Source organism: Streptomyces sp. B21-083 (assembly GCF_036898825.1).
Classification (GTDB): domain Bacteria; phylum Actinomycetota; class Actinomycetes; order Streptomycetales; family Streptomycetaceae; genus Streptomyces.
Genome location: NZ_JARUND010000002.1, coordinates 4,064,756 through 4,077,943, shown reverse-complemented (window position 1 = coordinate 4,077,943; position 13,188 = coordinate 4,064,756). Strand labels below are relative to the sequence as shown.

The 13,188-nt window shown below is 69.1% G+C and carries 12 protein-coding genes; 5 read left to right on the top strand and 7 right to left on the bottom strand.

Annotated features, from left to right (window positions below; translation table 11 throughout):
- Positions 1-136: 136 nt before the first annotated feature.
- From QA861_RS42330 to QA861_RS42315, 4 genes are all read left to right on the top strand, one after another.
- Positions 137-1,147, top strand: a complete 1,011-nt coding sequence (locus QA861_RS42330; protein WP_334594235.1) for a polyprenyl synthetase family protein — start codon at positions 137-139, stop codon at positions 1,145-1,147.
- 288 nt (positions 1,148-1,435) lie between these two features.
- Positions 1,436-2,770 (top strand): LolA family protein, encoded by a 1,335-nt coding sequence (locus QA861_RS42325; RefSeq protein WP_334594234.1) that lies wholly within the window; start codon positions 1,436-1,438, stop codon positions 2,768-2,770.
- A 53-nt stretch (positions 2,771-2,823) separates the two neighbouring features.
- A complete protein-coding gene (locus QA861_RS42320; protein ID WP_334595023.1) occupies positions 2,824-3,807 on the top strand; it encodes an ATP-binding cassette domain-containing protein in 984 nt (327 codons plus the stop codon).
- The gene (locus QA861_RS42315; RefSeq protein ID WP_334594232.1) at positions 3,794-4,705 is read left to right on the top strand and encodes an ABC transporter permease; all 912 of its coding nucleotides are present in this window, start codon (positions 3,794-3,796) and stop codon (positions 4,703-4,705) included. Before QA861_RS42320 ends, QA861_RS42315 begins: the two co-directional genes overlap by 14 nt.
- Positions 4,706-4,823: 118 nt before the next feature.
- On the opposite strand, the gene QA861_RS42310 is transcribed toward QA861_RS42315, so the two are convergent.
- From QA861_RS42310 to QA861_RS42295, 4 genes are all read right to left on the bottom strand, one after another.
- Complete coding sequence (locus QA861_RS42310) at positions 4,824-5,798, bottom strand: M28 family metallopeptidase (RefSeq protein ID WP_334594231.1); 975 nt, start codon at positions 5,796-5,798, stop codon at positions 4,824-4,826.
- Between the two features lie 191 nt (positions 5,799-5,989).
- On the bottom strand, positions 5,990-6,469 hold the full coding sequence (locus tag QA861_RS42305; RefSeq protein WP_334594230.1) for a VOC family protein: 480 nt from the start codon (positions 6,467-6,469) through the stop codon (positions 5,990-5,992).
- Between the two features lie 76 nt (positions 6,470-6,545).
- Positions 6,546-7,514: an EamA family transporter RarD gene (gene rarD / locus QA861_RS42300; protein ID WP_334594229.1), complete on the bottom strand. Its 969-nt coding sequence runs from the start codon at positions 7,512-7,514 to the stop codon at positions 6,546-6,548.
- Between the two features lie 176 nt (positions 7,515-7,690).
- Positions 7,691-8,542 carry an NAD(P)H-binding protein gene (locus QA861_RS42295; RefSeq protein ID WP_334594228.1) on the bottom strand — a complete coding sequence of 284 codons (852 nt, stop codon included), beginning with the start codon at positions 8,540-8,542 and terminating at the stop codon, positions 7,691-7,693.
- A 195-nt stretch (positions 8,543-8,737) separates the two neighbouring features.
- Here QA861_RS42295 and QA861_RS42290 point away from each other — a divergent pair, with 195 nt between their 5' ends.
- Positions 8,738-9,091 carry a winged helix-turn-helix transcriptional regulator gene (locus QA861_RS42290; protein WP_334595022.1) on the top strand — a complete coding sequence of 118 codons (354 nt, stop codon included), beginning with the start codon at positions 8,738-8,740 and terminating at the stop codon, positions 9,089-9,091.
- Between the two features lie 23 nt (positions 9,092-9,114).
- Here the strand turns inward: QA861_RS42290 and QA861_RS42285 are convergent, their stop codons facing one another.
- The 3 genes from QA861_RS42285 to QA861_RS42275 all read right to left on the bottom strand — a co-directional run bounded on the left by QA861_RS42285 (position 9,115) and on the right by QA861_RS42275 (position 12,990).
- Positions 9,115-10,200: a 2-oxoacid:ferredoxin oxidoreductase subunit beta gene (locus tag QA861_RS42285; RefSeq protein ID WP_334594227.1), complete on the bottom strand. Its 1,086-nt coding sequence runs from the start codon at positions 10,198-10,200 to the stop codon at positions 9,115-9,117.
- Positions 10,193-12,145 carry a 2-oxoacid:acceptor oxidoreductase subunit alpha gene (locus QA861_RS42280; protein ID WP_334594226.1) on the bottom strand — a complete coding sequence of 651 codons (1,953 nt, stop codon included), beginning with the start codon at positions 12,143-12,145 and terminating at the stop codon, positions 10,193-10,195. Before QA861_RS42280 ends, QA861_RS42285 begins: the two co-directional genes overlap by 8 nt.
- Before the next feature lie 185 nt (positions 12,146-12,330).
- A complete protein-coding gene (locus QA861_RS42275; protein WP_319090702.1) occupies positions 12,331-12,990 on the bottom strand; it encodes a LuxR C-terminal-related transcriptional regulator in 660 nt (219 codons plus the stop codon).
- Between the last annotated feature and the right edge of the window lie 198 nt (positions 12,991-13,188).

Here is a 13,188-nt window from a genome sequence, read left to right as displayed (position 1 = left end):
CCCATAGCGCCTGGCCTGGACGGGCGGGTGCTAGCGGTGATCGAAACGTGACCGGATACGCTGACTTGAGTGATGGCAGCGATCTATCGACACACCGTGTGACCGCCAGTAGACACCAGCAGACAGGAGATCCCTCGTGACCGTCGTCGGGCCGTTCGGGCTGAGCGTGCGGGACCAGGCTCTCGAAGCCGATGTCCAGGCCGGATTGGCGGCTGTCGAGGAAGGGTTGCTCGAAGCCACCAAGAGCGAGGTCCCCTTCATCACGGAGGCCGCGCAGCATCTCGTACGGGCGGGCGGGAAGCGATTCCGGCCACTGCTCGTGATGCTCGCGGCGCAGTTCGGGGACCGGCACGCGCCGGGGATCGTGCCGTCAGCGGTGGTGGTGGAGCTGACCCACCTCGCGACGCTGTATCACGACGACGTCATGGACGAGGCCGAGGTGCGCCGCGGTGTGTCCAGCGCCAACACACGCTGGGGGAACTCCGTCGCGGTCCTCACCGGGGACTTCCTGTTCGCGCGCGCCTCGCACATCCTCGCCGACCTCGGGCCCGAGGCGGTCCGGGTGCAGGCGGAGGCGTTCGAGCGGCTGGTGACCGGGCAGATCCTGGAGACGGCGGGACCGACGGACGGCCGGGACCCCGTCGAGCACTATCTGGACGTGCTGGGCGGGAAGACCGGGTCGCTGGTGGCCGTGGCCTGCCGGTTCGGGGCGATGATGTCCGGGGCCGACGACAGCGTCGTGGATGTGCTCACCCAGTACGGGGAGCGGCTCGGGGTCGCCTTCCAGCTCGCGGACGACGTGCTGGACATCGCGTCCGACTCCCACGAGTCGGGCAAGACACCCGGGACGGATCTGCGGGAGGGCATTCCCACGATGCCCGTGCTGCGGTTGCGGGAGCGGGTGGCCCGGTTGGGGCTGGCCGAGGACATCGCGTTGTGCGAGCTGCTGGACTCCGACCTGAGTGACGACGCCCGGCACGCGGTGGCGCTGGCCCGGCTGCGGGCGCATCCGGCGCTGGAGCAGGCCCGGCGGGACACCGTGCGGTACGCGGAAGACGCGCGGGCCGCACTGGCGCCGTTGGCGGAGTGCGACGCGAAGGCCGCCCTGGTGGAGATGTGCGACGCGGTGGTGCATCGGGCCGGCTGAGGCATTCGCCCCCGCCGTCCTTACCCCGTCTCGTCTCGTCCCGTCCGGTCCCGTCGCTGAAGGCGGGGCACCGGCTGGGGCACCGGCCCCTAGGGGTCAGGGGAAGCTACGCCTCCTCATGTCATCCCGTAGCAGTACATGGAGTTGAGCCCATGGTCTGACGATTCCTCCTCGTGGATTTGGTGAGATGGAAACCAACCACTCCTCACCGGTTCGGGTGAGAATGGCGGCTCAGGGTGGACAAGTGTGGGACGGAAAGCCGCCGCCGACGACGGAGGTAAGGCACACATGGCACCGTACGAAGAGGCCAAGGCCGGCAACCGGATCGAGGCCGAGATCGAGGCCGAGGACGTGCCGTCCCGGCGCCGCAAGGCCGCGCGGTACGTCGCGCCGGCCGCGGTGATCGGTCTGACGGTCGCGACGATCGGGCTGGTACCGGCGTTCGCCGGATCCGGTGACCCCGATCTGCCGAAGATCAGCGCGCAGCAGCTCATCGAGAAGATCGCCGCGTCGGACGTACAGCAGTTGTCCGGCACGGTGAAGATCAGTACGGATCTGGGACTGCCCGACCTCGGCGGCCTGGAGAGCGGGCTTCTGTCGGGCGGTGGCCTCGGCGGGGGTTCCGACGGCTCGGGGTCGGCCGCCGATCCCAACGGCAAGCTCCTCGCACTGGCGTCCGGTACGCACACGATCCGTGTCGCCGCGGACGGCCCCGACAAGCAGAAGCTGTCACTGCTGGAGAAGGCCGCCGAGTACAGCGTGATCCACAACGGCGACGAGGTGTGGGCGTACGACAGCGCGTCGAACGAGGCGTACCACGCGACGGCTCCCGCGTCCGAGAGCGGCAAGGACAAGGGCGAGAGCAAGGGCAAGGACCAGCTCCTGCCCGGCGATGACACGGCAGCCACGCCCGGGGGGCTCGCCCAGGAGGCCCTGAAGGCGGTCGACAGCACAACCTCCGTGACCGTCGACGGCACCGCCCAGGTCGCCGGCCGGGATGCGTACAAGCTGGTCATCAAGCCGAAGGCGTCCGGGTCCACGGTCGGGGCGATCAGCATCGCGGTCGACTCGAAGACCGGGACACCGCTGAAGTTCACGCTCACCCCGGCGAGCGGCGGTGCCGCCGTCGTGGACGCCGGTTTCGTCGCTGTCGACTTCGCCAAGCCCGCCGCCTCGACCTTCGCCTTCACCCCGCCCAAGGGGACGAAGGTCACCGAGGAGGGCGCGGGCAAGGCCGAGGAGGCGCCGGGCAAGGAGCGCGGCAAGGACTTCGGCAAGGAGTTCGATAAGGGGTTCGACGGAGACCGTAAGGGACCTAAGGGTCACGGGTCGGCGGACGGGCTCGAAGGTGATGGCGGCAAGGTCATCGGCGAGGGCTGGAACTCCATCCTCACGTTCGACTCGGGGGCGGAGAACGGTATGCCGTCGGGCGGCGGCTCGTCCGACGCCGGTGCCTTCGGCGGCTTCCTCGACTCCTTCGGCGACAAGGTCACCGGCGACTTCGGCTCGGGCACGGTCTACAAGACCCGCCTGGTCAACGCCCTGATGACGGACGACGGCAAGCTCTACGTCGGCGCCGTCACGAAGGACGCCCTGGTCAAGGCGGCGAACGCAGCCCGGTAACGCCCGTACGGGAACCGTCGTAGCGCATGACGATCGAGGGATCGAGGGAACCCATGGAGGAACCGTCCGCCGCGGAGCCGCGGGAGGTGCCCCCGGGTGACGACGCGGTCATCGTCACCCGGGCCCTCACCAAGCGCTACCGCGGCGGACAGCTCGCCGTCGACGCTCTCGACCTCACCGTCCCGGCGGGCAGCGTCTTCGGCTTCCTCGGGCCCAACGGCTCCGGCAAGACGACGACCATCCGCATGCTGATGGGCCTGATCGACCCGACGTCGGGCACGGCGCGGGTGCTGGGGCGGCCGATGCCCCGCGCCACCCGCGCCGTCCTGCCCCACGTCGGCGCCCTCATCGAGGGGCCCGCGCTGTACGGCTTCCTCTCCGGCCGCGACAACCTCGTCCGCTACGACGCCGCCGACCCGACCGCCGATCCGCGCACCCGGCGTGCGCGTGTCGCGACGGCACTGGACCGGGTGGGCCTGACGGCCGCCGCCGGCAAGAAGGCGAAGGCGTACTCGCTGGGCATGAAGCAGCGGCTCGGCCTCGCGGCGGCGTTGCTCCAGCCGCGCCGACTGCTCGTGCTCGACGAGCCGACCAACGGACTCGATCCGCAGGGAATGCGCGAAATCCGCTCCCTGATAAGGGAGTTGGCGTTGGATGGCACCACCGTCTTTCTCTCCTCCCACCTCCTCGACGAGATCGAGCAGGTCTGTACGCACGCGGCCGTGATGGCGCAGGGGCGGCTGATCACCCAGGGCGCGGTGGCCGAGTTGGCCGCCGGGTCCCGTGGCCGGCTGGTCGTGACGACGCCCGATCCGGCGGACGCGGCCCGGGTGCTCAAGGAACAGGGCGTCGGCGACGTGGTCGTGACCGACGACCGGGTGACCGGCGAGGTGCCGGAACGCGACCGTGAACTGGCCGAGCTGAACGCCGCACTGGTCGGCGCGGGCGTCCGCGTCCGGGGCTTCGGAGTCGAACGGGCGTCCCTGGAAGACGCGTTCGTGGCGCTGACGGGGGAGGGCTTCGATGTCGCGGGCTGAGACGAGCGCCCCAAAGGGCCGCGAGGAACGGCGCGATCAGCCACATCAGACCGTCAGCCGCCGAACAACCTTCCGAGGCACTCTCTTCGGCAACGAACTACTCACCACCTTCCGCCGCTGGCGCACCCTCGCACTGCTCGCCGTACTCGCCGCCGTACCGATCCTCATCGGCATAGCCGTCAAGATCGAGACGGGTGACGGTTCCTCGGCCGGCCCCGGCGGAGGCGGACCCGCGTTCATCTCGCAGATCAGCAACAACGCTCTGTTCCTGGTGTTCACCGCGCTGGCCGCGACCCTCCCCTTCTTCCTGCCGATGGCCACCGGCGTCATCGCGGGCGACGCGATCGCCGGCGAGTCGAGCGCGGGCACACTCCGCTATCTCCTGGTCGCCCCGGCCGGCCGCACCCGCCTGCTCCTCACCAAGTACGCGACCACGCTGACGTTCTGCCTGGTGGCGACGCTGGTGGTGGCGATATCGGCGTTCACGGTCGGCGCGGTCCTCTTCCCGCTCGGCGATCTGATGACGATCTCCGGTACGAGGATCAGCTTCACGGAGGGACTCGGGCGGGCGCTGCTGATCGCGCTGGTCGTCGCCGCGTCACTGATCGGACTGGCGGCGCTCGGCCTGTTCATCTCCACCCTGACGACCAGCGGTATCGCGGCGATGGCGACGACCGTCGGGCTGCTCATCACCGTTCAGATCCTCGACCAGATCCCCCAACTGCACGCGCTTCAGCCGTACTTCTTCTCCCACTACTGGCTGTCCTTCGCCGACCTCATGCGCGAACCGGTCTACTGGGACGACCTGGTGAAGAACCTCGGCATCCAGGCGGTGTACGCGGCGGTGTTCGGCTCGGCCGCCTGGGCGCGCTTCACGACGACGGACGTCACGGCCTGAACCCCGGGTCGGGGAACGCCCGGGTCGAAGAACGTGCGCGTACCGACCAGCGGGTGTCCTCCCCCGTACCGAACAGCTCGGTACGGGGGAGTCGGATCACGGAGTTGGAGTGCGCGTGTTACTCCGACAGCTTCCACACGGCGTACGCGGCGGCGTCGCTGTTGCGGTCGAGGGCGGTGTCGTTGATGTTGGCGATCGTGTCGCAGGACGAGTGGTAGCAGCGGTCGAACCTCTGGCCCGACGTACCGCCCCACTTGGCCGCCTGAGCCGCCGTCTTGGTGTAGTCGGCGCCGCTGAACAGACCGCCGACGGGGACGCCCACGTTCTTGAAGGGGGCGTGGTCGGAGCGGCCGTCGCCCTCGGTCTCGATCTCGGTGGTGACACCGATGCCCGCGTAGTAGTCCTTGAAGGTCTGCTCGATGGTCGGGTCGTCGTCGTAGACGAAGTAGCCGGGGTTCGGCGAGCCGATCATGTCGAAGTTCAGATAGCCCTTGATACGCGAACGGTTCGCGGAGGAGAGGTTGTTGACGTAGTACTTGGACCCGACCATGCCCAGTTCCTCCGCTCCCCACCAGCCGAATCTCAGATGCTTGGTCGGCTGGTACTGCGCGCGGGAGACGGCGAGGGCGATCTCCAGGACGGCGGCCGAGCCGCTGCCGTTGTCGTTGATGCCGGCGCCGGCGGTCACACTGTCGAGGTGCGAACCCGCCATGATCACCTGGTTGGTGTCGCCGCCGGGCCAGTCGGCGATCAGGTTGTAGCCGGTACGGCTGGACGCGGTGAACTGCTGGATGGTCGTGGTGAATCCGGCCGCGTCCAGCTTGGCCTTCACATAGTCGAGCGAGGCGCGGTAACCGGTTCTGCCGTGCGCCCGGTTGCCGCCGTTGGCGGTGGCTATGGACTGCAACTGGGTCAGATGCGCCTTGACGTTGGCCAGGGGCAGGTCGGGTGCGGTGGCGAGGGTGACGGCCGGTGCGGAGTTGGGGGCCGGGGTCGCGCCGGCCACCGTGCTCGTGCTGAGGAGCGCGGTGGTGGCGAGCACGGTGACGGCGACAGCGGTGGCTGTGGCGCGTCCGGGAACCGAGAGCTTCATGTGGGGGGCTCCGAATTCCTTGGGAATCAACAGGGATTCCACAGCGAATGGGTGCCTGGATGGTGAAGCTCTGGCTAACGGTTCGTCAAGAGCGCTATCTGGACAGGGAGTTCGCATATCGGATGAACATGGACATGATCAGCGGGTGAACATCGGGCGTGGGCGGAGCATTCCCGGGCCGCCGGGCGGGACTAGTGCACGCAGAACTCGTTCCCCTCCGGGTCCGTCATCACCGCCCACTCACCGCCCGCCTCCCGTACCTCCCGCAGCACGCTCGCCCCCAGCCCCGTCAGCCGCTCGACCTCGGCCACGCGCCGGTCCGGGCCCGGGTGCAGATCGAGGTGCAGCCGGTTCTTGCCCGCCTTCGGCTCCGGTACGCGCTGGAAGAGCAGCCGCCGCCCGAGCCCGGTCCCGCTCTCCTCCTGGTACGGGTCGCCGGGATGCCGTACGGCGGCCAGGTCCCGCCAGGCGCGCCGGCCGTGCGACTCCACGGTCAGCTCGGCCGGTACGGCACCGAGGCCCAGCAGGCGCTCGACCAGGGCGCTGTGGTCCTCGACCGTGTAGGCGAGCGCGTCCGCCCAGAAGTCGGCCTGCGCGTGCGGGTCCGCGCAGTCGATGACCAGCTTCCAGTGCACGGGGGTGGGGGTTCGCTGTGCGGGTGTCTGTGTCATGGAAACCACTTATAACGTGCCCCACTGACAGTGGCCCGCTCCACGCCCGTTCTGCTTCGCGACCGTACGCCCGTGGTCAGCGGCGTACGTCCTCCGTGGCCTCCGCCATGGGTGGTACGAGGACCGGGTCGGCCCCCGCCCTGAGCGCCCGCGCTCCCCGCCGGGCCGCCCGCAGCGCGTCCCACGTCAGCAGGACCAGGGCTAGCCACACCAGCGCGAACCCGGCCCAGCGCTCCGGAGGCATGGCCTCGTGGAAGTAGAAGACGCCCAGGACGAACTGGAAGACGGGGGCCAGGTACTGGAGCAGGCCCAGCGTCGACAGTGGCACCCGTATCGCCGCCGCGCCGAAGCAGACCAGCGGGAGGGCCGTCACGATCCCGGTCGCCGCGAGCAGGGCCGCGTGCCCGGTGCCGTGCGCGCCGAAGGTCGCCTCGCCCCGGCCGCCCAGCCACAGCAGATACGCCAGCGCGGGCAGGAACTGCACCGCGGTCTCGGCGGCCAGCGACTCCACCCCGCCGAGGTTGACCTTCTTCTTGACCAGGCCGTACGTGGCGAAGGAGAAGGCCAGGCAGAGGGAGATCCAGGGGGGCCGGCCGTAGCCGATCGTCAGGACGAGTACGGCGGCCAGGCAGACGCCGACCGCCACCCACTGCACAGGGCGCAGCCGTTCCTTCAGCAGGAACACACCCATGGCGATGGTGACGAGCGGGTTGATGAAGTAGCCGAGCGAGGCCTCGACCACGTGCCCGGCGTTCACGGCCCAGATGTAGACGCCCCAGTTGACCGTGATGAACGCCGCTGCGACCGTGATCAGCGCCAGTCGGCGCGGCTGCCGCAGCAGCTCGCCCGCCCAGGCCCAGCGGCGCAGTGCGAGGAGGGCGACGCCGACGACGGCCAGGGACCACACCATCCGGTGGGCCAGGATCTCGACCGCTCCGGCCGGCTTCAGCAGGGGCCAGAAGAGCGGGACGAGGCCCCACATCCCGTATGCCGCGAAACCGTTCAGCAGACCTGTGCGCTGCTCGTTCGTCGGCTTGCCGGACACCCGCGTCTCCCCTCGTACCAGCACATCAGCATATGGACGTGCGTCCACGACGGTAACGCCGAGCGCCCCCGCCTGTCATGCTCGTATCGCCATACGGTCATGACAGACGGGGGCGGGCGTCCTCGGGGGCGTGACGGGGGAGTGCGCGCCCCCGAGGGGTAGGGGTGGGCCAGGGGTCAGGCCTTGAGCGCGGCGGCGATCGACTCGGCGATCGGCGTGGTCGGGCGGCCGGTCAGACGGGACAGGTCACCAGGGGTGCCGGCCAGCTGACCCTGCTCGATGGAGACGTCCACGCCCGCGAGGATCGCGGCGAGGCCCTCGGGCAGGCCGACGCCGACGAGGATGCCGGTGAGGACCTCGGCGGAGACGGCGTTGTATGCGACGTCCTTGCCGGACTGCTTGGACACCTCGGCCGCGTACTCGGCGAAGCTCCAGTTGGTGTCGCCGCTCAGCTCGTACGTCGTGTTCTCGTGGCCCTCGCCGGTCAGCACCGCGACAGCGGCGGCGGCGTAGTCGGCGCGCGAGGCGGAGGCGACCCGGCCCTCGCCGGCGGCCTGGGTGACACCGTGCTCGAGGGCGACGGCGATCTGCTCGGTGTAGTTCTCGTTGTACCAGCCGTTGCGCAGCAGGGAGTACGGGACGCCGGACTCGAGGATCGCCGCCTCGGTGCCCTTGTGGTCGTCGGCGAGCGCGGCCGTCAGAGTGCCCGGGGCGCTGGTGTACGCGAGCAGGGCGGCGCCGGCGGTCTTGGCGGCGTCGAGGACGACCTTGTGCTGGCCGACGCGGCCCTTGTCGAACTCGTTGCCGGAGATGAGCAGCACCTTGTCGCCGGCGGCTATGACACCGTCGTAGGTCTCCGGCTGGTTGTAGTCGGCGACCGCGATCTTCACGCCGCGGGCCGCGAAGCCGGAGGCCTTCTCCGCGTCGCGCACGACGGCGGTGATCTGGTCGGCCGGAACCTTCTCCAGCAGCTGCTCGACTACGTGACGACCGAGGTGGCCGGTGGCTCCGGTGACGACGATGCTCATTGCGAATCTCCTTGTGGGGTGCGGGCTGGCACTAACCATAGGCGAAGCGCTAACTCTTGGAAAGTACCCACTTCAAAGTAAGGTACTTGCATGGGAGTAAGTGCAGCAGTGAGCGGCGAGACCGAGACCGAGATCAACACCGAAGCCAAGAGCGAAGCGAAGACCGAAGCGAAGACCGAAGCGAAGACCGAAGCCATGTGCCCGCACCGTGTGGTCCTGGAGCACGTCACCAGCCGCTGGGGGGTACTGGTTCTCATGGAGCTGCTGGAGCGCCCGTACCGCTTCAGCGAGCTGCGCCGGGCCATCGGCAGGGTCAGCGAGAAGATGCTGACGCAGACCCTCCAGACGCTGGAGCGCGACGGCCTGATCCACCGGGACGCGAAGCCGGTCATCCCGCCGCGCGTCGACTACTCGCTCACCGACCTCGGCCGCGAGGCCGCCGCACAGGTCCGCGCCCTGGCCCTCTGGACGGCGGAGCGCATGCCGGACGTGGACGAGGCCCGTCGCGCCTACGACGAGGCCCGGACCGAAAAGGCCCGGGCCCGGTAGGCGCGCGTAACGCCGGTCGACGCCTATCCGACGACGGTCCAGGTGTCCCCGCCGGCGAGCAGCGCGCCGAGGTCGCCCTTGCCGTTCTGGACGATCGCGGTGTCGAGCTGCTCGGCCATCTGTGTGTCGTACACGGGCCGGTCGACGGAGCGGAAGACGCCGATGGGTGTGTGGTGCAGGGTGTCCGGGTCGGCGAGCCGGGAGAGTGCGAACGCGGTGGTCGGGGACGCGGAGCGCGCGTCGTGCACGAGCACCTCGCCCTCGTTGTCGGCGGTGACGGCGACCACCTTCAGGTCGCCGGTCGCCCGGTCCCGTACGACGCCCTTGGCACGGTCGGCCCCGAACCGGATCGGCTGGCCGTGTTCCAGCCGGATCACCGCCTCCTCGGCCTGCTGGCGGTCCTTGAGGACCTCGAAGGCGCCGTCGTTGAAGATGTTGCAGTTCTGGTAGATCTCGACGAGCGCGGTACCGGGGTGGGCGGCGGCCTCGCGCAGCACGCTGGTGAGGTGCTTGCGGTCGGAGTCGACGGTCCGGGCGACGAAGGAGGCCTCGGCGCCGATCGCCAGCGAGACGGGGTTGAAGGGCGCGTCGAGCGAGCCCATGGGCGTCGACTTGGTGATTTTGCCGACCTCGCTGGTGGGCGAGTACTGGCCCTTGGTCAGCCCGTAGATCCGGTTGTTGAAGAGCAGGATCTTGAGGTTGACGTTGCGCCGCAGGGCGTGGATCAGATGGTTGCCGCCGATGGAGAGGGCGTCGCCGTCGCCGGTGACCACCCAGACGGACAGGTCGCGGCGGCTGGAGGCGAGGCCGGTGGCGATGGCGGGGGCGCGGCCGTGGATGGAGTGCATCCCGTAGGTGTTCATGTAGTACGGGAAGCGGGAGGAGCACCCGATCCCGGACACGAAGACGATGTTCTCCTTCGCCAGTCCGAGTTCGGGCATGAAGCCCTGTACGGCGGAGAGGACCGCGTAGTCCCCGCAGCCGGGGCACCAACGCACTTCCTGGTCGGACTTGAAGTCCTTCATGGACTGTCTGGCCTCGGCCTTGGGCACCAGGGTGAGTGCCTCGATCGAGCCGGCGGTGGCGCCTTCCGTGGACGTCTCAGCCATCGATGGCCTCCTTGAGAGCCGTGGCAAGCTGTTCGGCCTTGAACGGCATGCCGTTGACCTGGTTGTACGAGTGGGCGTCCACCAGGTACTTCGCCCGGATCAGCGTGGCGAGCTGGCCGAGGTTCATCTCCGGGATCACGACACGGTCGTAGCGCCGCAGCACCTCGCCGAGATTGCCGGGGAACGGGTTGAGGTGGCGCAGATGCGCCTGCGCGATCGACTCCCCGGCCGCGCGCAGCCGGCGTACCGCCGCGGTGATGGGCCCGTAGGTGGAACCCCAGCCCAGGACAAGGGTGTTGGCCGTGCCGGACGGCTCGTCGACGACCAGATCCGGTACGTCGATGCCGTCGATCTTGGCCTGGCGGGTACGGACCATCAGGTCGTGGTTGGCCGGGTCGTAGGAGATGTTGCCCGTGCCGTCCTGCTTCTCGATGCCACCGATGCGGTGTTCGAGCCCGGGGGTGCCGGGGATGGCCCAGGGCCGGGCGAGGGTCTGCGGGTCCCGCTTGTAGGGCCAGAAGACCTCGGTGCCGTCGTCGAGGGTGTGGTTGGGTCCCTGGGCGAACCGCACCCGCAGATCGGGGAGTTCGTCGACCTCGGGGATACGCCAGGGCTCGGACCCGTTGGCGAGGTACCCGTCGGAGAGAAGGAACACCGGGGTGCGGTAGGTGAGGGCGATCCGTGCCGCTTCCAGCGCCGCGTCGAAGCAGTCGCCGGGGGTGCACGGGGCCACGATCGGGACCGGCGCCTCGCCGTTGCGGCCGAACATGGCCTGCAGCAGGTCGGCCTGCTCGGTCTTGGTCGGCAGCCCGGTCGAGGGCCCGCCGCGCTGGATGTCGATGACCAGCAACGGCAGTTCCATCGACACCGCCAGCCCGATCGCCTCGGACTTCAGGGCCACGCCCGGCCCCGAGGTGGTGGTGACGGCCAGCGACCCGCCGAACGCGGCGCCCAACGCGGCCCCGATTCCCGCGATCTCGTCCTCGGCCTGGAAGGTGCGGACACCGAAGTTCTTGTGTCTGCTCAGCTCGTGCAGGATGTCCGAGGCCGGCGTGATCGGGTAGGACCCCAAGTACAGGGGCAGATCGGCCTGTTGACCGGCCGCGATGAGCCCGTACGACAGCGCCAGGTTCCCCGAGATGTTGCGGTAGGTACCGGTGGGGAACGCGGCCGAGGCCGGCGCGACCTCGTAACTGACGGCGAAGTCCTCGGTCGTCTCCCCGAAGTTCCAACCTGCCCTGAAAGCAGCCAGGTTGGCGGCGGCGATCTCGGGCTTCTTGGCGAACTTCGTGGCCAGGAACTTCTCGGTGCCCTCGGTCGGCCGGTGGTACATCCAGCTCAACAGGCCCAGCGCGAACATGTTCTTGCTGCGCTCGGCCTCCTTGCGGGAGAGCGCGAACTCCTTGAGAGCCTCGACGGTGAGGGTGGTCAGCGGCACCGGATGCAGGCTGTACCCGTCGAGCGAACCGTCCTCCAACGGCGAGTTGGCGTACCCCACCTTCTGCATGGCCCGCTTGGTGAACTCGTCGGTGTTGACGATGATCTCCGCGCCGCGCGGCACATCGGCGATGTTCGCCTTCAGGGCGGCCGGGTTCATCGCGACGAGCACGTTGGGCGCGTCGCCGGGCGTGAGGATGTCGTGGTCGGCGAAATGGAGCTGGAACGAAGAAACGCCCGGCAGGGTTCCTGCGGGCGCTCGGATCTCGGCGGGGAAGTTCGGCAGAGTGGACAGATCGTTCCCGAAGGACGCGGTCTCGGAGGTGAAGCGGTCCCCCGTGAGCTGCATACCGTCCCCGGAGTCCCCCGCGAACCGAATAATCACCCGATCGAGACGTCGTACGTCCTTCACACCCGCCGGATTGCGCTGCTCTCCCACGACGGCTCCGACGTCTGAGCCGGCCTTCTCCGCTGAACTCTCCGCTGGACTGCTGACCTGGCTGGTCACTGAACTGGACCTCCTTCGAGGCGGCGGCCTGGGAGCGGCCCTCCCGCGGACCTTCCCAGGATCAACAGTACGTCGGTAAGGGTGGCCTTCCCTGGACCGATCGCATGGCGGACGCCATTTTGAGACGGTTCAGCGCCCGGACTTGTCATGATTTCCTGCCCCGACGCTGGCAGGGTGTCAGACGGTCAGGTGTTGAGGTAGGTCAGAACGGCCAGAACACGCCGGTGATCGCCGTCGCTGGGGGAGAGCCCCAGCTTCAGGAATATGTTGCTGACGTGCTTCTCGACGGCACCGTCACTCACGACGAGCTGCCGTGCGATGGCCGAATTGGTCCGGCCCTCCGCCATGAGCCCCAGCACCTCGCGCTCCCGGGGAGTGAGCCCGGCGAGCACGTCCTGCTTACGGCTCCGGCCCAGCAGCTGGGCCACGACCTCCGGGTCGAGCGCGGTACCCCCCTGGGCCACCCGCACCACCGCGTCCACGAACTCCCGCACCTCGGCGACCCGGTCCTTCAGCAGGTACCCGACGCCCCGGCTGGACCCGGCGAGCAACTCGGTCGCGTACCGCTCCTCGACGTACTGCGACAGCACGAGCACACCGAGTTCCGGATGCGACTTGCGCAGCTGTACGGCGGCCCGGACCCCTTCGTCGGTATGGGTGGGCGGCATCCGCACATCCGCGACGACGACATCCGGAAGCTCGTCCTGCTCGGCGAGCTCGGTGATGGTCTTGACCAGCGCGACCCCGTCACCCACACCGGCGACGACATCATGCCCGCGGTCGGTCAACAACCGGGTCAGGCCCTCTCTCAGCAGCACTGAATCCTCGGCGATGACCACCCGCACTCTGTCTCCCACGATTCCCGGCTCCCCACCCCGTCCGAACACGAGGCTCCAGCATCCCAGTATTCGGACGAGGACGGGGTTGTTGCCGAGGGATTTCCGACAGGCGCCACCCTTCCAGCACAGGCCCGCACCGTCAGCCCGTCCGGCGTTTGAGGACGAGCGCCTTCAGCGCGACGGGGGCGAAACACCCCCCCCACC